Source organism: Austwickia chelonae (assembly GCF_003391095.1).
Lineage (GTDB): Bacteria > Actinomycetota > Actinomycetes > Actinomycetales > Dermatophilaceae > Austwickia > Austwickia chelonae_A.
Map to the genome: position 1 here is coordinate 1901952 of NZ_CP031447.1, position 20228 is coordinate 1922179.

General features: G+C 64.7%; 19 protein-coding genes, 2 tRNA genes and 3 pseudogenes. 10 read left to right on the forward strand and 14 right to left on the reverse strand.

Going from position 1 to position 20228, the window contains the following annotated elements:
• Positions 1 to 821 precede the first annotated feature (821 nt).
• From DX923_RS17145 to DX923_RS08280, 3 genes and pseudogenes are all read left to right on the forward strand, one after another.
• Positions 822 to 1028 (forward strand): annotated as a pseudogene (locus DX923_RS17145) (hypothetical protein); the annotation flags it as partial.
• 258 nt (positions 1029 to 1286) lie between these two features.
• Positions 1287 to 1709 carry a hypothetical protein gene (locus DX923_RS16690; protein ID WP_240322558.1) on the forward strand — a complete coding sequence of 141 codons (423 nt, stop codon included), beginning with the start codon at positions 1287 to 1289 and terminating at the stop codon, positions 1707 to 1709.
• Between the two features lie 253 nt (positions 1710 to 1962).
• Positions 1963 to 3052, forward strand: a pseudogene (locus DX923_RS08280) (IS630 family transposase).
• A gap of 101 nt (positions 3053 to 3153) precedes the next feature.
• On the opposite strand, the gene DX923_RS08285 reads toward DX923_RS08280, so the two are convergent.
• Positions 3154 to 3229 (reverse strand) — tRNA-Lys (locus DX923_RS08285).
• Positions 3230 to 3523: 294 nt separating this feature from the next.
• On the opposite strand from DX923_RS08285, the gene tdh reads away from it, so the two are divergent.
• Together tdh and DX923_RS08295 are read left to right on the forward strand one after the other, a co-directional pair.
• The gene (gene tdh / locus DX923_RS08290) at positions 3524 to 4573 is read left to right on the forward strand and encodes an L-threonine 3-dehydrogenase (RefSeq protein WP_116114038.1); all 1050 of its coding nucleotides are present in this window, start codon (positions 3524 to 3526) and stop codon (positions 4571 to 4573) included.
• Between the two features lie 42 nt (positions 4574 to 4615).
• A complete protein-coding gene (locus DX923_RS08295) occupies positions 4616 to 5827 on the forward strand; it encodes a glycine C-acetyltransferase (RefSeq protein ID WP_116114040.1) in 1212 nt (403 codons plus the stop codon).
• Between the two features lie 88 nt (positions 5828 to 5915).
• Here DX923_RS08295 and DX923_RS08300 read toward each other — a convergent pair whose 3' ends face one another.
• Together DX923_RS08300 and DX923_RS08305 are read right to left on the reverse strand one after the other, a co-directional pair.
• Positions 5916 to 6326, reverse strand: a complete 411-nt coding sequence (locus DX923_RS08300) for a GroES family chaperonin (protein WP_205413008.1) — start codon at positions 6324 to 6326, stop codon at positions 5916 to 5918.
• Positions 6319 to 6582: a DUF3618 domain-containing protein gene (locus DX923_RS08305; RefSeq protein ID WP_116114042.1), complete on the reverse strand. Its 264-nt coding sequence runs from the start codon at positions 6580 to 6582 to the stop codon at positions 6319 to 6321. The genes DX923_RS08300 and DX923_RS08305 overlap by 8 nt, the downstream gene beginning before the upstream one ends.
• 96 nt (positions 6583 to 6678) lie before the next feature.
• Between DX923_RS08305 and bcp the strand changes: the two genes are divergently transcribed.
• Both bcp and DX923_RS08315 read left to right on the forward strand, forming a co-directional pair.
• A complete protein-coding gene (gene bcp, locus DX923_RS08310) occupies positions 6679 to 7143 on the forward strand; it encodes a thioredoxin-dependent thiol peroxidase (RefSeq protein ID WP_116114043.1) in 465 nt (154 codons plus the stop codon).
• A 170-nt stretch (positions 7144 to 7313) separates the two neighbouring features.
• Positions 7314 to 7395: transfer RNA gene (locus DX923_RS08315), tRNA-Leu, on the forward strand.
• 131 nt (positions 7396 to 7526) lie between these two features.
• Here DX923_RS08315 and rdgB read toward each other — a convergent pair.
• Genes rdgB through clpS form a run of 5 tightly spaced genes read right to left on the reverse strand, consistent with a single transcriptional unit; the run spans position 7527 to position 10769 of the window.
• Positions 7527 to 8180 (reverse strand): RdgB/HAM1 family non-canonical purine NTP pyrophosphatase, encoded by a 654-nt coding sequence (gene rdgB, locus DX923_RS08320; RefSeq protein ID WP_116114045.1) that lies wholly within the window; start codon positions 8178 to 8180, stop codon positions 7527 to 7529.
• Complete coding sequence (gene rph, locus DX923_RS08325) at positions 8177 to 8926, reverse strand: ribonuclease PH (RefSeq protein WP_116114046.1); 750 nt, start codon at positions 8924 to 8926, stop codon at positions 8177 to 8179. Before rph ends, rdgB begins: the two co-directional genes overlap by 4 nt.
• A gap of 48 nt (positions 8927 to 8974) precedes the next feature.
• Positions 8975 to 9781 (reverse strand): glutamate racemase, encoded by an 807-nt coding sequence (gene murI, locus DX923_RS08330; RefSeq protein ID WP_116114048.1) that lies wholly within the window; start codon positions 9779 to 9781, stop codon positions 8975 to 8977.
• Between the two features lie 49 nt (positions 9782 to 9830).
• Positions 9831 to 10478 (reverse strand): DUF2017 family protein, encoded by a 648-nt coding sequence (locus DX923_RS08335; RefSeq protein ID WP_116114049.1) that lies wholly within the window; start codon positions 10476 to 10478, stop codon positions 9831 to 9833.
• A complete protein-coding gene (clpS, locus tag DX923_RS08340) occupies positions 10479 to 10769 on the reverse strand; it encodes an ATP-dependent Clp protease adapter ClpS (protein ID WP_205413009.1) in 291 nt (96 codons plus the stop codon).
• A gap of 64 nt (positions 10770 to 10833) precedes the next feature.
• Between clpS and DX923_RS08345 the strand changes: the two genes are divergently transcribed.
• Both DX923_RS08345 and DX923_RS08350 read left to right on the forward strand, forming a co-directional pair.
• Positions 10834 to 12090 carry a nicotinate phosphoribosyltransferase gene (locus DX923_RS08345; RefSeq protein WP_240322829.1) on the forward strand — a complete coding sequence of 419 codons (1257 nt, stop codon included), beginning with the start codon at positions 10834 to 10836 and terminating at the stop codon, positions 12088 to 12090.
• 23 nt (positions 12091 to 12113) lie between these two features.
• Positions 12114 to 12710: an isochorismatase family protein gene (locus tag DX923_RS08350; RefSeq protein ID WP_116114053.1), complete on the forward strand. Its 597-nt coding sequence runs from the start codon at positions 12114 to 12116 to the stop codon at positions 12708 to 12710.
• Between the two features lie 28 nt (positions 12711 to 12738).
• Here the strand turns inward: DX923_RS08350 and DX923_RS08355 are convergent, their stop codons facing one another.
• The 4 genes and pseudogenes from DX923_RS08355 to DX923_RS16165 all read right to left on the reverse strand — a co-directional run.
• Entirely contained in the window at positions 12739 to 13989 is a 1251-nt protein-coding gene (locus DX923_RS08355) for an acetyl-CoA hydrolase/transferase family protein (RefSeq protein WP_346218080.1), read from the reverse strand.
• Between the two features lie 73 nt (positions 13990 to 14062).
• Positions 14063 to 16054 carry an acyltransferase family protein gene (locus DX923_RS08360; RefSeq protein WP_162872859.1) on the reverse strand — a complete coding sequence of 664 codons (1992 nt, stop codon included), beginning with the start codon at positions 16052 to 16054 and terminating at the stop codon, positions 14063 to 14065.
• Positions 16055 to 16180: 126 nt separating this feature from the next.
• Positions 16181 to 16996 carry an RDD family protein gene (locus DX923_RS08365; RefSeq protein ID WP_162872654.1) on the reverse strand — a complete coding sequence of 272 codons (816 nt, stop codon included), beginning with the start codon at positions 16994 to 16996 and terminating at the stop codon, positions 16181 to 16183.
• A 279-nt stretch (positions 16997 to 17275) separates the two neighbouring features.
• Positions 17276 to 17344 (reverse strand): annotated as a pseudogene (locus DX923_RS16165) (DUF2510 domain-containing protein); the annotation flags it as partial.
• An 83-nt stretch (positions 17345 to 17427) separates the two neighbouring features.
• Here DX923_RS16165 and DX923_RS08370 point away from each other — a divergent pair.
• Positions 17428 to 17973: an Lrp/AsnC family transcriptional regulator gene (locus DX923_RS08370; protein WP_116114058.1), complete on the forward strand. Its 546-nt coding sequence runs from the start codon at positions 17428 to 17430 to the stop codon at positions 17971 to 17973.
• Between the two features lie 33 nt (positions 17974 to 18006).
• Here the strand turns inward: DX923_RS08370 and DX923_RS08375 are convergent, their stop codons facing one another.
• Both DX923_RS08375 and DX923_RS08380 read right to left on the reverse strand, forming a co-directional pair.
• Positions 18007 to 19761 (reverse strand): DEAD/DEAH box helicase, encoded by a 1755-nt coding sequence (locus DX923_RS08375; protein ID WP_116114059.1) that lies wholly within the window; start codon positions 19759 to 19761, stop codon positions 18007 to 18009.
• Between the two features lie 121 nt (positions 19762 to 19882).
• A complete protein-coding gene (locus tag DX923_RS08380) occupies positions 19883 to 20224 on the reverse strand; it encodes a DUF3039 domain-containing protein (RefSeq protein WP_116114061.1) in 342 nt (113 codons plus the stop codon).
• Positions 20225 to 20228 lie beyond the last annotated feature (4 nt).

Below are 20228 nucleotides of genomic sequence, written 5' to 3' on the forward strand. Positions count from 1 at the left end.
GACAGACGCCAGCGCGTTCACTCAAGGAAGGGATCACCGCCATTTTCATCCCAATACAGTGGTCATCCTGCCTAATTGTGAGAGTAATCTGACTCTTCTGGCTCGGGTCTCTCGCTCCAGGCAAGGTTGAGCGCATGACATTTGTGTTGTTGTCCTTGTGCGAGGGCACCCCTTGGCCCGGAACCACGGAGTACGCCAACAGCATGTCCTCCACCAGAAAACACGGTGATACCGAACTCATAGATCTTCTCTCTTCTGTGTTTAGTGCGTTATCAGTGGGCTTGCCCCCGAACCCAGTGAACTCCGGCTGAGGCCCCCGAGACATGGTGTCCTCGCAGGTCAGCCGCCAAATGTTGCGCGACGATTGTCGCCGTTTCGAGACGATTCTGAGCGCTTCGAGTGCCCGCGTGAGTGCCGACCTGGGCTGGCCAGACTGAGCCACCGATCCGATAGCGGAGCACGAGAGGACGACGGAGGTACGGGTCAAGGGTGGCGTAGCCATCACGCAGCGACGCGACGCAGGAGCGCCCTTGACGCAGGCCGGAGTCGGCCGGAGTCGGCCGGATGCTCGGCATCGGGTCGGCGGCCCCAAGTGGCTTCTCATGACCAGCGCGTCAGGGACACCGCGTCTCGCGTTCACGTTCTATCGTGGTCGGAACACAGTCGGGAGACGGAGGGGCATGTCCAACCATTGGGTGACAGATGGGTGGGGATATCGCATCTCATCGGTTGATCAACTGATGCGCGCAATTTCACGGATTGGCACACTCCAGACAGGCGAGCAGTTTGTATGGCGGGGCGTTTCAAACGCCCGATACAAGATGCAATCCTCACTGCAGCGAGCCCTAACGCAGTCACGCCCTTACTTCACGAATGGATTTCGCGGTTCTCCCGGCGAAGGTGAGATGCTATATGCAGAACGGCGCATCCTGCTTTCCGCGCGAGGTTGGGGCCTAGGCACACATCGGGGCACTCACCTGGAAGATCTTCAATTACTAGCAAACCTGCAGCACCACGGCGCACCGACTCGCCTGCTGGACTTCACAGAAGATCCGATGACCGCCCTATGGTTCGCGTGCCAACCGAACTCCGGGACCAGGGATGCGAGCGGCGTGCTGTTCGCCATGAACGTAACGAGACTGAGCCGAATCCTGTCAACCGACGTTCCTGAGAATTCTTTGGGACGTATCGAAGATCCACTTGGGTGGGGCTTAAGCCAGGGGCTAGAGGAGTCCCGGAAGTCCCGAATGCCGATTCTGGTCGAGCCATCTGCGAAGGACGCTCGCATGATCGCACAGCAGGGATTGTTCTTGATGGGCTCAACCGACCACCCCTCAGAAGTGCAGGGCATAGAGGCGTTCAATTTCACACCGAGGGGCGGCCCGCCGACACAGTCGGGCCTCGCAAGCCTGTTCAGCCCTGGCGAGCGAAGCCGCGGTCGGCCGCCCTATATCGACTTCTGCGCCATTGTCATTCCGACGCCAGTGAAGGGGCGCATGCTTCGACACCTTGCGGGGACCTACAATAAGACGGAGGCGAGAATTTACCCGGACTTGGCGGGATTCTCGTCGGCGCTGCATCGGCTCTCCGTGGAGCTAGAGGGGGCGCCCCGCCGATCCAGGACAGTCCGGCAAGACCTCGAAGAGCAACAGCTGCGTGAATTTCAGTCGAGCCCCGTCTGGCACGAGCTGCAAAGACCTTTGGCTTGAATATCAACGTAAACGCAGATCGCGGCGGGGTGCCCGGAGGGCGGGGTCCCGCCGCGGCGCCGGCGCAGCCGGCGCTCTTGAGGCAGTAGAGATATTCCTCACGGAGGCGCGAAGGCACCGGCAGGACCGCGTCGAGGATTAAGCGGCGCGCCAGCGGTCGCGTGAATCCCCGGTGGCGCGGGTGCAGACCATCGGCACACCGTTGCTAGTGTCCTGAGTCGGTAATAAGTTGGTTGTTTAGTAGGCTTAGGGTATGCCGGGTCCTGCCGCGAAACCTCTTGTCCTGACTGATCACGAACGGTCCGTGCTCTTGGGGCGGGCGCGTCGCCCGACGTCACCGGCGCGACTGGTGCAGCGCTCGAGAATCGTGTTGGCCTACGCCGATGACCCGTCGGTGGCGGGCGTAGCGCGCCAGCTCGGGGTGAGCGCCCCGACGGTGACGAAGTAGCGCGACCACTTCCTGACAGGGCGCTTGGACGGCCTGGAGGACGCCCCACGGCCGGGACAGCCCCGCAAGCTGACCGACGAGCAGATCGAGACGCTGATCAGCCGCACACTGGAGGGGGCTCCGCCGAACGGAGATACTCGCTGGTCGACCCGGTCGATGGCTGCCGATCAGGGGTTGAATCAGACCCAGGTGTCGCGGATCTGGCGGGCCTTCGGTCTCAAACCACACGCGGTAGACTCCACCGAAGTCGTCCAAGGACCCGGCGTTCGTGGACAAGGTCCGCGACATCGTCGGCCTGTACATGTCCCCGCCTCAGAACGCCCTGGTCCTGGTGGTGGATAAGAAGTCCCAGGTCCAAGCCCTCGACCGGACCGCGCCGATCCTGCCGATGATGCCCGGCACACCCGCGCGGGCCACCCACGACTACGTCCACCACGGCACGACCACGGTCTTCGCGGCGATGGCCATCATCTCCGGGGCAGTCATCGCCCGGAACTACCGCCGACACCACTCGGTCGAGTTCCTCCGATTCCTCACAGAAGCCGACGCCGCCACCCCCACAGACCTCGAACTGCACCTGGTCCTCGACAACTTCCCCCGCGAGCGGGAGGTGCCCCCAGTCACGCACAAAACCCCAGCCGTCAAGACATGGCTACTCAAACACCCCCGCGTCATACTGCACTTCACCCCCACCAACGCGTCCTGCCTCAACCTCGTCGAACGCTGGTTCGCCGAACTCACCCACCATTCCGTGACCGAACTCGAACGCGACATCATCACCTGGACCCAGAACTGGAACAACGACCCCAAACCCTTCGTCTAGACCAAGACCGCCGACCAGATCCTCAAAACCCTCACCAGCTACTGCCAACGAACCAACGACTCACGACACTAGACGTCGGTAAGGATGTCGAGTCTTTGGGGGCACCATTGGACGAGCGCCGCCGGGAAAACACAATGAGGCGAAACCCGAAGGTTCCGCCTCATTTCTGTGTTTGGTGCGCCATCAGGGACTCGAACCCCGAACCCAGTGATTAAGAGTCACTTGCTCTGCCAATTGAGCTAATGGCGCCTGCCGAACGAGTACGACTGTACATGAATTCGAGTTTCAACATGAAATCCGCTGGTCAGCGACCTGAAGCTCGGGCAGCACCCGATGCACGACACGCCGAAGAACCAGAAAAAGTCCCCAAAAAACTTCCGAACGTCTGATCCTGCCCCCGATCAGCCCTCCCACCGGCTCCCCCGGCGTAACGTCTGACATGTCTGCGCCCGCGGCGGCGCATCGTGACCACCCCGCCGACACACCCCCGACCGCCACCACCCCCGGCGACGGACACGGTGTGCCACACGAAGGAGGACAATCATGCGGGCACTCGTCAAGCCCACAGCCGGGCCAGGCCTGGAACTCCGCGACGTCCCCGAGCCCGAATGCGGGCCCACCGACGTCAAGATCCGGGTCCTGCGCGCAGGGCTGTGCGGCACCGACCTGCACCTCGAGCAGTGGGACGACTGGGCCGCCGCCACCGTCAAACCCCCGATGACCATCGGGCACGAGTTCTTCGGTGAGATCGTCGAGGTCGGCCACGAGGTCGAAGGAGTCATGCCACTGAAAGTCGGCATGAAGGCCTCCGGTGAAGGCCACGTCGTCTGCGGGTTCTGCCGCAACTGCCGCGCAGGGCGCCGCCACGTCTGCATCAACACCAAAGGCATCGGCGTCAACCGCGACGGCGCTTTCGCCGACTACGTCGTCATCCCCGCGAGCAACGCCTGGGTGCAACCCGACGACATGGACCCCGACGTCGGTGCCCTCTTCGACCCGCTCGGCAATGCCACCCACACCGCCCTGCAATGGCCCATGGTCGGCGAGGACGTCCTCATCACCGGCGCCGGCCCGATCGGCGTGATGGCGGCCGCCATCGCCCGCCACGCAGGAGCCCGCCACGTCGTCGTCACCGACCTGTCCGACTACCGTCTCGCCCTGGCCGAGAAAGCCGGTGCCGACCTCGTCGTCAACACCACCCGTAAAACCATCCGGGAAGCACAACACGAACTGGGTATGCGGGAAGGTTTCGACATCGGCCTGGAAATGTCCGGCGCGCCCATCGCCGTCAACGACATGATCGACAACATGAACCACGGCGGACGCGTCGCCATGCTCGGCCTCCCCAAAGACCCCTACCCCATCGACTGGGGCAAGGTCATCACCCACATGATCACGATCAAAGGCATCTACGGCCGGGAAATGTACGACACCTGGTATGCGATGAGCTCCATGCTGCAAACCTCCGAGAACCTCCGCGACGCCGTGAAATCGGTCATCACCCACCGGGTCGACTTCGAGGACTGGCCCGACGCCTGGGCCGCCGCCCGCAGCGGACAGTGCGGCAAGGTCGTCATGGACCTCACCCGCTGACCCCACGCAGCCACCTGAAGATCCACGAAAGGAACCACCACCATGTACGGCGAGATGCGTGAGCGTCTGACATCGACCCTCGCGGAAATCGACGCAGCGGGCCTGTACAAGCACGAACGCCGCCTGGCGACCCCCCAGTCGGCGCACATCGAAACCACCACCGCCGACGGCCGTGCCCCCTCCCTCAACTTCTGCGCCAACAACTACCTCGGCCTGGCCGACCACCCCGAGGTCGTCGCCGCCGCCAAGGAGTCCTACGACACCTGGGGCTTCGGCATGGCCAGCGTCCGCTTCATCTGCGGCACCCAAGAGCTCCACAAACAGCTCGAAGCGAGTCTCAGCGACTTCCTCGGCATGGAGGACACCATCCTGTTCTCCAGCTGTTTCGACGCCAACGGCGGCGTCTTCGAAGTGCTCTTCTCCGAAGAGGACGCCATCGTCTCCGACGAACTCAACCACGCCTCCCTCATCGACGGGATCCGGCTGTGCAAAGCCCGCCGGTTCCGCTACCGCAACCGCGACCTGGACGACCTGCGCGCCCAACTCGACGCGGCCCGCGACGGCGGCGCCCGACAGACGGTGATCGTCACCGACGGCGTCTTCTCCATGGACGGCTACTACGCGCCCCTCCCCCAGATCTGCGACCTGGCCGAGGAATACGGCGCGCTGGTCCTGGTCGACGATTCACATGCCGTCGGTTTCGTCGGCGAACACGGCCGCGGCACCCACGAACTCTTCGACGTGATGGGACGGGTCGACATCATCACCGGAACCCTCGGCAAAGCCCTCGGCGGGGCCTCCGGCGGTTACGTGTCCGGCCCGCAGGAAGTCATCGACCTGCTGCGCCAACGTGCCCGCCCCTACCTGTTCAGCAATGCGGTCGCCCCCGCCGTCGCCGCCGGATCCCTCACAGCGATCGACCTGGCGCGGTCCTCCGACGAACTGCGCACCGCACTGGAGACCAACAAGACGCTCTTCCGCTCCCTCATGACCGAGGCCGGCTTCGACCTGCTGCCCGGCGAGCACGCCATCGTCCCGGTGATGTTCCCCGGTGAGGACGGCGCGCGCCTCGCCGGTCGGATCGCCGAGTCGATGCTCGCCGACGGGGTGTACGTGATCCCGTTCTCCTACCCGGTGGTGCCCAAGGGCAAGGCTCGTATCCGGGTGCAGTTGTCCGCGGCCCATTCCGCCGAGGACGTCCGTACGTGCGTGGCGGCTTTCGTGGCAGCCCGTGACAAGGCCGCTGTCGGCTGATCGACTTCGCCGCGGCACACAGATGAAGGCCGCCTGCCCGGTGGACGGGTAGGCGGCCTTCACGGTGGTTCCGACCATGACGAGCGGGTCAGAGATAGAGCCCTGCGTCGGGGTCCTTCTCCGGGGTGGAGACGGCGTGGAGATCACGTTCCCGGAGGAGGACGTATTCTCGTCCGTCGAGTTCCACGGTGGCCCGTTCCGAGGGGTCGTACAGCGCCCGGTCGGCGAGGCGTACCTGCCGCACATTGGCACCGACCGCGACGACGGTGGCCCAGGCCAGGCGTTTGCCCAGCTGGGCGGTGGCCGGAATGATCAGCCCACCGCCGGTCTGTCGTTCGCCCTTCTCCCCTTCGTCGGAGAGCAGGACGCGGTCGTGCAACATGCGGAGGGCGAGCCCGCCCTCGGAGACGGCCTGTCGGCGCGGTGATGCGTCGGCTGGTTCGTCGGTGTTGGTCGGCTCGTCGTAGGCCCCGTCGTCGGGAAGTTCTGGATCAGCCACGGGAGCGGCGCATGATGCCGATGCCGACGAGCAGGATGACCGCAGCGGCCACGATGGCGACTCGTTCCATACGGAAGTCGCCCTTGGGGGTCATGAAGGTCTCTTGCAGTTTCGCGACGGTGGCGTCCTTCTGCCGCTGTGCGATGACACCCGGTTTGGCTCGATAGGCCAGCTCGTCGATCGTGGTCGCCAAGCGGGTACGAGTGGCTTCGATGTCCGCTTCGATCTGGTTCGGGTTGCGAGCTTCTTGGCTCATCTGTTGTCCTTTCCTGCGCGGCCCCGGCGGGCCGGTGGCGTCCTGAACTAACCTACCGTGGAACACGCCTCGTCGTAGCCCTCCAAGGAGCAACCCATGACCCGTCTGGAACCTGGCGAACTCGCCCCAACCTGGACACTCACCAGCGACTCGGGGACGACGGTGAGTCTGGCCGATTACGCCGGGCGCACACTGATCATCTTCTTCTACCCCGCAGCGATGACACCGGGGTGTACCAAGCAGGCCTGCGACTTCCGGGACTCCTTGGAGCCTCTTCTGGCGGCGGGCTACGACGTGGTGGGGATCTCCCCGGACAGCCCGGAGAAACTGGCGGCCTTCGTCGACAAGGAATCCCTGACGTACCCCTTGCTGTCCGACCCGGACAAGGCCGTCCTGACCGCTTATGGCGCGTACGGGGAGAAGAAGCTGTACGGCAAGACGGTGACCGGAGTGATCCGTTCGACCATGGTGATCGACGGCGAGGGTCGGATCTCCCTGGCCCGGTACAACGTGAAAGCCACCGGTCATGTCGCTTCACTGCGTAAAGCGTTGAAGGTCTGACCTGCACGGACGGGCGTATAGTCTGGTGTTCGGACAGGCCGTCGGGTGTCCCGGTCAAGGGCGACGAAATGTCTTAGTGCACCCGAATGCCTACTTCTCGTCGAACAGGCCGTAAACTTCACGCTTGCGCGGCCATGATCACCGACGTGATGTCGGTCGTCTCCGTGCGCGCGGGAGTGGTGAAATTGGCAGACACGCAGGATTTAGGTTCCTGTGCCGCAAGGCGTGAGGGTTCAAGTCCCTTCTCCCGCACCCAGTGCATTGCCGAACGGCCAGGTCCGGGACGCCCCAGGGCACAGGCTGTGGGCCGTCCGATCACCCGCTGGTGACCGGACGGCCGCCGTTGGTTCCGACGTCGGCCTCCGGGCGCGACATCGCCCCGTTCAGTGCCGGCCCAAGCGCTCCCGCAGGTCCGCGGACAACACCCGGAAGGCCTGACCCCGGTGGCTGATCGCGTTCTTCTCCGCCGAGGACAGCTGCGCTGCGGTCCGCTCGTCGCCCTCCACCAGGAGGATCGGGTCGTACCCGAAACCGTTCTCCCCACGAGGCTCACGGGTCAATGTTCCAGGGAAACGCCCCTTCCGGACCACCGTGGTGCACCCCTCGACGGTGCCGCTTCCGTCCGGGATCGCCAAGGCCGCTGCACAGACGAAGGCTGCGCCACGCTCCTCGTCGGGCACATCGGCCAGTTGAGCGAGCAGAAGCTCCAGGTTGGCCCGGTCGTCACCGTGCCGGCCCGACCAGCGCGCGCTGAAGACGCCCGGAGCGCCGCCCAAGACATCCACCGCCAGGCCCGAATCATCCGCCAGGGCAGGTAGCCCGGTGGCTGCGGCCACCGTGGTCGCCTTCAACGTGGCATTCGCCGCGAAGGTCACCCCGGTCTCGACGACATCGGCGACCTCGGGGAAATCCCCGACGCCCACCAGTTCGGCACCGATCTCGGCGAGGACGTCGGCGAGGATCACCCGTAGCTCAGCGACCTTGCCCTCATTGCGGGTCGCCAGGACGATCCGGCGGTCGGTCGACGAGGCATTCATCGGGTGCGCTCCCGGGCCGGGGCGTCCAGTGCAGCCTGCTGTAGGGCCGTCAAACGGGCGCAACCGATCTCGGCCAGCGACAGCAGCCCGTCGAGCAGAGCGCGGTCGAAAGGCTCACCTTCCGCTGTGCCCTGCACCTCCACGAAACGTCCGTCCCCGGTCATCACGACATTCATGTCGGTGTCGGCGTCGACATCCTCCACATAGTCCAGGTCCAGCACCGGCTCACCCTTGACGACACCGACACTGACCGCGGACACCGAACCGGTGAGCACCGTCGCGGAAGAACGGATTGCCCGGGAGGCCTTCCCCGCGGCCACCGCGTCAGCGAGCGCCACATAGGCTCCGGTGATGGCTGCGGTGCGGGTGCCGCCGTCGGCCTGGAGGACGTCGCAGTCCAGGACGACGGTGTTCTCCCCCAGGGCTTTCATGTCGACGACGGCGCGGAGGGATCGGCCGACGAGCCGGGAGATCTCGTGGGTGCGGCCGCCGATCTTGCCTTTGACCGACTCGCGGTCGTTGCGGGTGTTGGTGGAGCGGGGAAGCATCGCGTACTCGGCGGTGACCCACCCTTTGCCCTGGCCTTTCAGCCAGCGCGGTACGCCTTCGGTGAAGCTGGCTGCGCAGAGCACCCTGGTGCGGCCGAATTCCACCAGGACGCTGCCTTCGGCGTGGTCGAGCCAGTTACGGGTGATGCGGATGTCGCGGAGCTGGTCCGCGGTGCGGCCGTCGTGTCGGGTCGTCATGGTCGAAACCCTATCGGGATCGGAAGCGGTCCGTTCCCGGTCGACAGCTCAGTTGTCCTGGGCGCTGCCTCGGTAGACGCCGGTGACCTCGGGGCCGAGGAAGCGTTTGGCCAGCTGCGCGAATTCAGCGGGGTCGCCGGTGGTCGTGAAGCGGTGTTCCGGTGCGGCGAGGGTGTCGGCGCGGAGTTCGCCGCGGTCGGCCAGGACGCGGTAGACGTCTTTCGCGGTTTCTTCGGCTGAGGAGACGAGGGTCACCAGGTCGCCGACGACATAGCTGATCACCCCGGTGAGGAGCGGATAGTGGGTGCAGCCCAGGATCAGGGTGTCGACCCCTGCGGCGACGACCGGGTCCAGGTATTCGTGGGCGGCGGCGAGGAGGTCGTCTCCTCCGGTGATGCCTTGCTCCACGAAGTCCACGAAGCGGGGGCAGGGCTGGCTGAGGACGTCGATCTGCGGTGCGGCCGCGAAGGCGTCGGGGTAGGCCCGGCTCTGGTGGGTGCCACGGGTGGAGATCACGCCGACCTTCTGGTTGCGGGTCGCGGCGGCGGCTCGGCGGACTGCTGGGCGGATCACTTCGACGACGGGGACGTCATAGCGTTCCCGGGCGTCGTGCAGGACGGCGGCGCTGGCCGTATTGCAGGCGATGACGAGGACCTTGACTCCGCGGTCGACCAGCCCGTCGAGGCATTCCAGGGCGTACTGGCGGGTCTGCGCGATGGGCCGCGGTCCGTAGGGTGCGCGCGCAGTGTCGCCGAAGTATTCGACGGCTTCGTGCGGGAGCTGGTCCAGGACGGCTCGTGCGACGGTCAGGCCGCCGTAGCCGGAGTCGAAGATACCGATCGGAGCGTCCACCACGACGACGACTATAGAGGGCGGCGGGGTGTGGCTTTCTCCCAGGTGTGTCTCAGGTCGGGTCGTCCAGGGCGTGGAGGAGTGCTTCGGAGAGGGATTCCTGTAGCCAGGTGAGGAAGTCGTAGATCATCACGAGTTCGAGGGTCTTCTCGTCGAGGGTGTCCTCGGCGACGGCCTGTTCGAGTCGGTCGCCGTCGTCGTCCGTGCGCAGGTCGAGTCGGTCGCCCAGGACGAGTCGTACGTCGGTGAGCGCCATGGCGAGTGCTTGTGCGTCGTCCTGGTCGAGGAGGAGTTCGTCGGTTTCTTCGGTGCTGTCTTTCCCGGTGGGGTCGGCGCTGAGCAGGGCGATCGCGGTTTCCAGGTTGGCGGCTTTGCGATCGCGGAGGCCTGGGGCCACCATGCGTCGGAATTCGGCGGCTGCCAGGGGGTCTTCCCGGTGTGCATCCGGGAGGAGCCTGTCCAGGGCCGGGTCTCGGCCGGGGTCGTCCAGGTCGTCGTCATGCAGACGCCCCGTGGCTTCGCTCAGGTCGGCGAGTCCGGCTCCGCGCATCAGGTCCTCGAAGTCGTCACCGGTGCTCGGGGTGACGGGGCGGGAGACGAGGCGGTGCACCTGTCCCATGAGGGCGATCAGCAGCGCCCGTTCGTCGCTGTCGAGGCGGGTGACGAAATGTCCTTGTCGGAAGCGGAAGGCGTGGGCCATCTACTCGTCCTTCTGGTAGGTCGCCCACAGGCCGTAGCCCTGGAGCGCTTCGGTGTGCCGTTCCATCTGCTCGCGGGGACCGCTGGCCACGACCGCGCGGCCCTTGTGGTGCACGTCGAGCATCAGGGAATGGGCTTTTTCCTGGGAGAATCCGAAGTAGCTACGGAAGACCCAGGTCACGTAACTCATCAGGTTGACCGGGTCGTTCCAGACGATGGTCACCCAGGGAACGTCCACGTCCACCGTGGTCTCTTCGAGCTGGAGCAGCTGGTCCGTGGGGGCAGTCGACACGGCACCACAATAGAGTGTGCCCGTGACCAGCACCGCACTCCTGACCGACCACTACGAGTTGACCATGCTGCAGGCTGCTCTTCATTCGGGCGCCGCGCATCGTCACAGCATCTTCGAGCTCTTCGGGCGGCGGCTGCCTGACGGGCGGCGCTACGGAGTGGTCGCCGGAGTGGGCAGAATGTTGGATTCCTTGCGGGAGTTCCGTTTTCAGGAAGCAGAGCTCGACTTCCTCGCGGCGCGCAAAGTCGTCGATACCAAGACCATCGACTTCCTCAGCGATTACGCCTTCACCGGGAACATGTGGGGTTATCGGGAAGGTGAGATCTACTTCCCCGGTTCGCCGCTGCTCGTGGTCGAAGGCACTTTCGCCGAGGCCTGCATCCTGGAAACGCTCCTGCTGTCGATCTACAACCACGACTGCGCGGTCGCCTCGGCGGCTTCCCGGATGGCGACCGCCGCCGGGGGGCGTCCACTGATCGAGATGGGGTCACGGCGCACCCATGAGGAAGCGGCGGTCGCAGCTGCTCATGCCGCCTACGTGTGTGGTTTCTCCACGACGTCCAACCTGGAGGCGGCCCGGCGGTTCGGGATCCCCAGCGCCGGCACGTCGGCGCACAGTTTCACTCTCCTGCACGACGGCGAAGAGGCTGCCTTCCAGGCGCAGGTGGACAGTTTGGGCGCCTCCACGACCCTCCTGGTCGACACCTATGACGTCGTCCGGGCGGTGACCCGCGCCGTGGACATCGCCGGTCCGGAGCTCGGCGCGGTACGCATCGACTCCGGCGATCTCGTCACCCAGGCCTACGACGTCCGAGCCCTGCTCGACTCGCTCGGTGCGACGAAGACCCGCATCGTGGTCACCTCCGACCTGGACGAACATGCCATCGCTGCCCTGGCGGCCGCCCCGGTCGACGCCTACGGTGTCGGCACCTCCCTGGTGACCGGGTCGGGGCACCCCACTGCGGGGCTCGTCTACAAGCTGGTCTCGCGGGCCGACGAGGACGGAGATCTGGTCGATGTCGCCAAACGCAGCAAGGACAAGGCCTCGGTCGGCGGACGCAAGCACGCGCTGCGTCGAATAGGACCTTCCGGCGATGCCGAAGCCGAGGTCATCGGCATCGGTGAAGAGCCTGCTGCTCAGGAGCACGACCGATCCCTGCTCGTCGAGCTCGTCCGCCACGGTGAGATCGTGGCGGACACCGGGGCGGACATCGCTCGCGCCCACCACAAGAGAGCTCTGGCCGAATTGCCGGCCGGTGCGCGTCGTCTCTCTCGTGGCGAGCCCGTCATCCCTACGATCTTTCAGGACGACATCCGCTGACCCCTACGCCCTCAGGAGGAGAAATGACCGCAGACGACCGAGCGTTGATCGTCGTGGACGTGCAGAACGACTTCTGCGAAGGAGGAAGTCTGCCTGTCCCAGGAGGGGCCAAAGTCGCCGTCGACATCGCTGACTACCTCCGATGCCACACCCCGGACTATGTGGCGGTGGTCGCCAGTGCCGACTGGCATGTCGATCCTGGATCGCATTGGTCGGACAAGCCGGATTTCGTTGACGGCTGGCCCCGGCACTGTGCGGCGGGCTCCGCTGGGGCCCAGTTCCATCCGGCGTGGGACGATCAGGCACAGAAAGTGGATGCGATCTTCCGTAAGGGTGAGCACAGCGCCGCCTACAGCGCTTTCGAAGGTTCCACCGTGGAAGACGGCCAGCAGGTGGCCTTGGCCGACTGGCTACGGGCGAATGGCGTCCATGCTGTCGACATCGCGGGGCTGGCCACCGACTACTGTGTGCGCGCCACAGCTCTGGACGCTGCCGCTGCCGGTTTCCCGGTGCGTCTGCTACTCGACCTGACCGCAGGCGTCGCCAAGGAGAGCACCATCCGTGCTCTTGCCGAGCTTCGCGAAGCAGGAGTGGAACTCGCGGGGACATTCACCGGCTGAGCCTGCACGGCTCAACCGGTGAACGACGTCAGGCCAGGCCCAGGTTGCGGGCCTCGTCCCACAGTTCGTCCCGCACTCGGGGGTGTGCGGCTCGTTCGATGAGGTTCGCAGCCTGCCGCTTCTCCGAACAGCCAGCCATTTCAGCGACACCGTTCTCGGTGATCACGCAGGTGTGCTGGAAAGAGGTCACCGGTTCGTCCAGCAAAGGGACGATCGTCGACACATCGGCTTTGGGATGCCAACTGCGCAATGCCATGATCGCCTGCCCACCGGGGGCATGCATCGCACCGACCGTGAAATCGGTTTGTCCACCGAAACCGGAATGGATGCGCGCCTTGATCCGAGAAGCATTGGCCTGGTCGAGCAGATCCACCTGAAGAGCGGTGTTGATGCTGACCATCGCCGGATTCTGACTGATCCGGCTGGGCGAGTTCACCGTCTCCGTCCGCAGTACCCGGACCCGAGGGTTCCGGTCGATCCACCGGTACAACTCGGCCGAACCATAGACGAAGGAAGCTGTGATCACCCGGCTGGTGTCCAATGACCCGGCTTCGTCCAAGGCAAGGACCCCGTCGGAGAGCATCTCCGTCCAGATGCCCAGATCCCGGCGCTCAGCCAGGAAAGGCAGAGTGGCGTCAGGGATCTCCCCGATACCCAGTTGGAGAGTGGCCCCGTCGGTGACCCGTTCGGAGACCAGGGCCCCAATCGTCCGGGCGGAGGCCGCACGGTCGACGACACCGCTCGTAGCCGCCGGGGCGGCATGCCGCAGCGGCTCCAGAGGAATGTCGGACTCGACCAGAGCATCGAAGACGTCGACCTCGTACTCGCCGTCGCCGAAGGTGTAGGGCATCGACGGGTTGGTCTGCGCGATCAGGACAGCGCCCTGGCTACGCGCAGCATCGATGACCCCACAGAGGATATTGATCTCACAGCCGAGGCTGACCTTGCCCTCGTGCGGCTCCGACGTGTGTACGACGACGGCATCGACCGGAAGATGCCCCTTGAGGAAGAGATGGGGCACGTGGCTGAGCCGAGAGGGGTAGTAGTCGAGACGCGGGCTACGGCGCATCCCCGCACCGACAAAAGCCGACTCGAGAGCCACCCCTTCCCGATCAGGAACCCCAGGAGGGGCGTTGAGGATGAAGAGCCGGTATTCGGCGAGGGCCTGGTCGAGGGCCTGCGCCATGGTCCAGGGAACAGCTCCATTGCCGCTCATCACGATGCGGGGGTTCGCCCCGCGTGCTGCGACCAGCGCACACGCTTGATCTGGTGTCATCATTCGCACGTCCCCACTGTGCCAAAAACAGGCAGTCCGACGCAGCAGGTCGACCGAAGACGTCCGAACGCCACGCTCAGGGCTGGGGCGGGACAGCAGTAGTCGGTCTGACTGGTGGCCGACTGGTCGGCCGCCCTGGCCCTCCGGTTCTTCCCGGAGCACCCGCAGGCTTGGACGGCCCAGTGGCGGTCGGAGTCGGTGAGGAGGTCGTCGGCGTCGGCTTCGGCAAAGACCCCTCGGAGTCGGGGATCGTGACCTGCGACAGGATCAACCGGGTATAGGCCTCTTTGCCCGGCTCGGCCAGGTGAATCCCGTCGGAGACGAACCAGCTGGGTTTGTTCTGGGCGTAGGTGTGCCAATCCGCAATCGTGGCATTGGCATATCCAGGGGTGATGGAACGGACCGACTGGACAGCCCGACGCTCCCAGCTGCGGGGAACCTTCGGAGTGACCACAATGACTGATCGGATGTTCTTCACCGAGTCCAGCGCACGTTTCAGTTCTGCGTCGGGGATGATCCCGTTGTCGCCGGTGTGGATGAGCAGGACATCGGCACGGATCTTCCCGGCGGCGGCATCTGCGGATAACTCCGGGAGAAGCTTCCAGCTGTGTTCGGCCACCTTGGCCCGGTTGTCCACCTTGCCGAAGAACTTCTGCAGGGCGCTCTGCGCACCCACCGGCACGGAGTCCCCGTAGACCACCAGGGAAAGATCCAAGCGGGGAGTCACTTGTTCTGGACTCAAGCTCGGAGTCGGTTTGGATGGCGTGGGAGTCGACGGAGCCACTGCGGTGGGCAGCTGCGGCTGCGGGACATCGACCCGTGCCGGGATCGCGAAGGCCACCGCCATCCCGGCCACCAACTGGATGATCGACAGCCGGAAGACCGGGAAGGACCACCGCATATTGCTCCAGGGGTTACGCCAACCGTGCAGACGCACCGGCTGCTCCACCAACTGGTAGGACAGCTCCGCCAGGACAAAAGTCAGCACGAAGCGCAACACCATGACCCGCGCGCCGCTGAACGGAAGGTCGAGATCGGGCCGGGTGAACGCAGCTACCGGCCAATGCCACAGGTACAGGCCGTAGGAGCGTTGCCCGATGTAACGCAGGAGCGGGATGGAGAAGAGTTCCTCGAGAATGCCCGGCCTCGACACGACCGCCACCAGAAACACCGTGATCACCGAGATGATCGGGAAGCCGAAGCGATACAGCGGGACGGAGAACTCGTCGATCATGACCACCGCGGACACCAAGAGCCCCAGACAGGCGACACCGATCCCGGTGTGGACACGGGTCGCCGGTCGGATCGTCGGCATCAGTGAGCCGAAGCCGGCCCCACCGCGGTGAAAAGCCAGCGCAGCACCGAGCAGGAGGCCGATGGCGTGGCTGTCCGTGCCGAAATACCACCGGCTGGGGTCGCCCGCATCAGGCACTCGGGCCATCGCAGAACCGAATCCCATGATGAGTGCGGAGATGATCGCCAGCGTGAGGCTGACGATGGTCAGGATCTGCCGACGGGCCCGCTGCCGTGGCACCTTGTTGAGGACCAGGAGGACCAACAACGGCCAGACGACATAGAACTGTTCCTCGACCGCCAGACTCCACAGATGCTGAAGGACCGGAGGTCGTCCGCTGGCCTCGAAGTAGGAACGCTGGTGGAAGATGTACCACCAGTTCGAGGTGTAGGTCGCGGCGGCACCGACATCCCCGAAGAAGACCCCCAGTTGATCACGCCCACCGATCAGCATCGCGACGGTACAGGCCAGAATGAGCGCGAAGACCGCGGGGAAAAGCCTGCGCATCCGCGCGAGCCAGAACATCTTCAGGTCCGGCCCGTGTACCGCCCATCTGGACCACAGCTGGCTGCTGATCAGATAACCGGACAAGACGAAGAAGATGTCGACCCCGAGGAAACCGCCGGTGGAGAAGGGGACATGGAAGTGATAAGCCAGCACTGCCAGTACTGCGAACGCGCGTACGCCGTCCAGACCGGTCAGGTAGTGAGCTTTCTTGTTCCTTCTCGTACTAGCACGCGTCTCGAGCTCTGAACCGAAAATGCCTGTCCGCACTCCTGTCCCTTCATGACTGCTCGGGCAAGGGAAATCTTCACCCTGTATTTATATCGAGCCTGTCACAAGCCGCTGCGCTCTTGTGCGCCGACCCCGTCAAGGGGCTCGGTGAGTCATGCTCCCGGATTAGCGGCCCGTTCCTGGGCCACCGAATCTGTTCGGCTGCTGAGCCATGGTCCGTGGTGCGGCCATGACCACCTGGGTACTACCCAAAACATCATGGATGGTGCAACGGTTCCGGTCGATGAGGCCACGCCCGAAATCGAACAGCGTGAGGAAAAGTCCAACCCCTGCGAGGAAAGGTGACCCGGTCAGCAGACGACCGATGACCTTCATCGCACTGCGGCGTGAAATCATATCGAATGTCAACGGCGCTCCTGTACGGGAGACGACTTTGATACCGAGCATCTGCCTCCCCAGGGTCGTTCCGAACTTCCCGAGGCCGATCAGCTCATAGCTGAAGTAGACGAGCACTGTCACAACGGTGATGACGTCGGTGAGGGCAAGCACGCTTTCCGGGGTCACCGGCAGCTTCCCTCGCCCGAGGAGAGACCGCTGAACGTCCGCTGACCACGACTCCACTTCTGACCACCGGGTCAACAGAATCATGGTGGTGAACGGCAAGGCCATCATGACGGACAGCATCAGGTCGGCCAGGAAAGCAAGAATCCGCCGCCACCAGGGAGCCAAGGAATGCGTCTGCTGTGCAGGAGCAGACGTGGGTGCAACAGGAATGTGCTGCGGCAGGCCGTGCCGAGGGTCCACCTGCGGAAGCGGTGAGGAGACCGGCGGTGTGGGCGCGGTCGGCGGAGCTGACGGAGCCGGCGGATGCACCGGGGCCGGAGCGTCAGCAGGTGACGCAGGAGCCGAGGTGGCGCCTGATGTCGTCTCGGCAGCGCCAGGGTCGGAATGTCCGGCAGATTTCTTCGTTTCCTCGTTCATCGCCGGTGCAGGCTGATTCGGCGGCGCAGGCCGCTCACCTCCCCAACTAGACCCAAAAGGCCAAAATTCTTGCGCACCAGAGCCACTCGGCTTTCCTTCAGGGCTAGTGGAACTGCCTGTCGTCGAGACGTCACCGGTCGGTGCCGCTGATGACCCGCTCACCGTCTGACCTGCAGAACTGCCTGCCGGTGGCATCCCCTTCGACGGGCTTCCCCCGTCCGTCGTCGGTGCTTGCGGTGCATTCTCAGCCCGATCCGCCAACTGATCAGTCCAGGCAGACCCGTCCCAATAGCGCAGGCGGCCGCTGTTAGCGGGATCGTCGTACCAACCGGGAGGAGGAGAAACCATGAAGACATCCTGTCAGACCATCGGCCAAGCGCCTGCACCGGAAAGCCTCCAGGAGCAGCTATCGGCGGATTACGCTCCTGAACATGATCAGCGGAGTGGACCAGCTCGATGCCCGGATCATCGATCTCTTCACCGAACAGCCTCATATCGGAGTCCTCGGCGCCTCCAGAGCATTGGGTATCGCCCGAGGAACAGTCCAAGCCAGACTGGATCGCCTTCAAGAACGCGGTGTCATCACCTCGATGGCGCCCACCGTCGATCCTCGAGCGCTGGGCTACCCGGTGACTGCTTTCTGCAGCCTGCAGATACGACAGACCTCCGGACAGTCGACCGTCGTACGACATCTCTCGCAGATTCCAGAAGTCATCGAGACACACACCATCACCGGAAGCTTCGATCTCTTCGTCAAAGTCGTCGCCCGGAGCAACCACGACCTGCAGCGGGTGATCGACACCATCGTCGACCATGACGACGTCCAACGTGCTTCCACCCAGATCGCGCTGGCCACCCATATCGGCAGGCGGACCCTGCCACTGGTCCATGCCGCTGCTCACCGGCGCGAGACCCGGTCCGAGCCAGCAGAGAGTCTCGTCAAGCCGGTGGAGCATCCCAGAACACAGCGACGATGACGCCCACCCGACGAAGGCCCCGACCCGATCGGTTCAACGTCGCCCTACGAACCATTCCCTGATCAACGTGATCCGAGCCGTGACCTGCTCATAGGTCGCGTGATCGAGTGTCGGCCCGCCACATTGACGGCGTAGATCCGAATGGACCATCGCATGAGGATGACCCGTTTTACGCGCATAGGCGGCGACCAAAGAGTTGAGTTCTTTGCGTGTCGCTGCCAATGCCCGGTGTCCGGCCACTTGTGCTGTTTCCGACGCAGGACGTCGCCGGGCATGCCGTCGCTGCTTCTCAGCCAACAGTCGCGCCACCTGATCGGGTTCAAGCAGCCCTGGCAGACCGAGGAAGTCCTGTTCATCGTCCGAGCCCGCCTCGGAGACGAAGCCGTACTGTTCGGCATCGAAAAGCACATGGTCGAAGGAGGCATCGGACTCCAAGGCCTCGAAGGACAGCTGCTCATCGCCCAGGTCAGCGGTCTTCTGCGTCCGGTTGGCCTCGGCGAGGAGTTCCTCTTCAGGAGCCCACAAATCATCGGCTCCAGGCTGCTTCGGCCGGTCCAGAGCATGATCGCGTTCGTCCTCCAGCCTGGCCGCGTGTTCGAGAATGATCGGCACGCTCGGCAGGAAGACACTGGCGGTCTCCCCCCGACGTCGTGCCCGGACAAAACGGCCGACAGCCTGTGCGAAGAACAACGGGGTCGAGGTCGAGGTGGCGTAGACGCCCACAGCAAGTCGAGGAACGTCGACGCCTTCGGACACCATGCGGACAGCGACCATCCATCGTTGTTCCCCCGCCGAGAAGTCCTCGATACTCCGCGACGCCTTGGGATCGTCGGAGAGCACCACGGTCGGCGACTCCCCGGTGATCTGTTTCAGGATGCCCGCATAGGCTCTGGCCTGGCTCTGGTTGGTGGCGATCACCAACGCCCCGGCATCGGGAACATGCCTGCGGACCTCGGTGAGCCGCCGGTCAGCTGCCGCCAGCACCGAAGGGATCCACTCCCCTCTCGGATCCAATGCGGTACGCCAGGCGTGAGCGATGAGATCCTTCGTCATCGGCTCGCCCAGCCGTGCCGCCACCTCATCCCCGGCCTTGGTACGCCAACGCATATTGCCGCTGTAGGCCAGGAAGATCACCGGGCGGACCACCCCGTCCGACAGCGCCTCGGCGTAACCGTAGGTGTAATCGCTGGCCGAACGGCGAATGCCGTGCTCGTCCGGTTCGTAACGGACGAACGGGATGGGAGCGGTGTCCGACCTGAACGGAGTACCGGTCAACGCCAGACGCCGCGTGGCCGGTTCGAAAGCCTCCCTGATGGCGTCTCCCCAGGCTTTCGTGTCACCTCCATGGTGAATCTCGTCGAGGATCACCAAGGTGCGCCACCGTTCGGTACGTGCCCGATGGAGCAACGGCTTGGTGGCGACTCCTGCGTAGGTCAAGGCCACGCCCTGGAAGTCTGCGCTGGTGCCGCCTGCGCCATTGGTGAAGCCCGGGTCGATGTGGATGCCGACCCGGGCGGCGGCATCCGCCCACTGGGTCTTCAGATGTTCGGTGGGAGCGACGATGGTGACCTTCTGCACCACGCCCCGGTCCAACAGCTCGGTCGCGACCCGCAGGGCGTACGTCGTCTTACCGGCCCCTGGGGTGGCCACCGCCAGGAAGTCACGAGGCTCCACAGCCAAGTAGCGGTCGAGCGCCTCCGCTTGCCAGGCACGCAGCTTCGAGGCGGTACCCCAAGCCGCACGTTTCGGGAACGCTGGGGACAGGTGGGAGGCAGCCGAGGTACTCATCGCCCCGACACGGTACCCGAATCGGCCGGGCTACAGCTGCACGCTTCGATGCATCACCGTGTCTCCGCCGCTGAAGCGTCACCACTCGGCGTGCGTAGCCCGAAACGCACCGCTGTCGTTCTCAGTCCTGGCCGTCCTGAGGCTCCCGCAGCCCCTCGTAGATCTCCTTGCAGACCGGACACACCGGGAAACGCTGGGGATCGCGCCCCGGCACCCACACCTTGCCGCACAAGGCGACGACCGGCTGTCCGGACAGAGCACTCTCCAGGATTTTCTCCTTGCGCACATAGTGGGAGAAACGTTCGTGATCGCCAGGTTCGGACAGCTGTTGCTCAGTCGAGGTCTCTTCGCGCTCGAGGACGCTGGTGGCGGTCGACGGCCCGAGCGGCCCGCCAGGACCGTAGGGGTCGAAGGGATCGCTCCCGGGACCGGCTGGGCTCGACTGTGCGAACGGGAAGATCATGTCG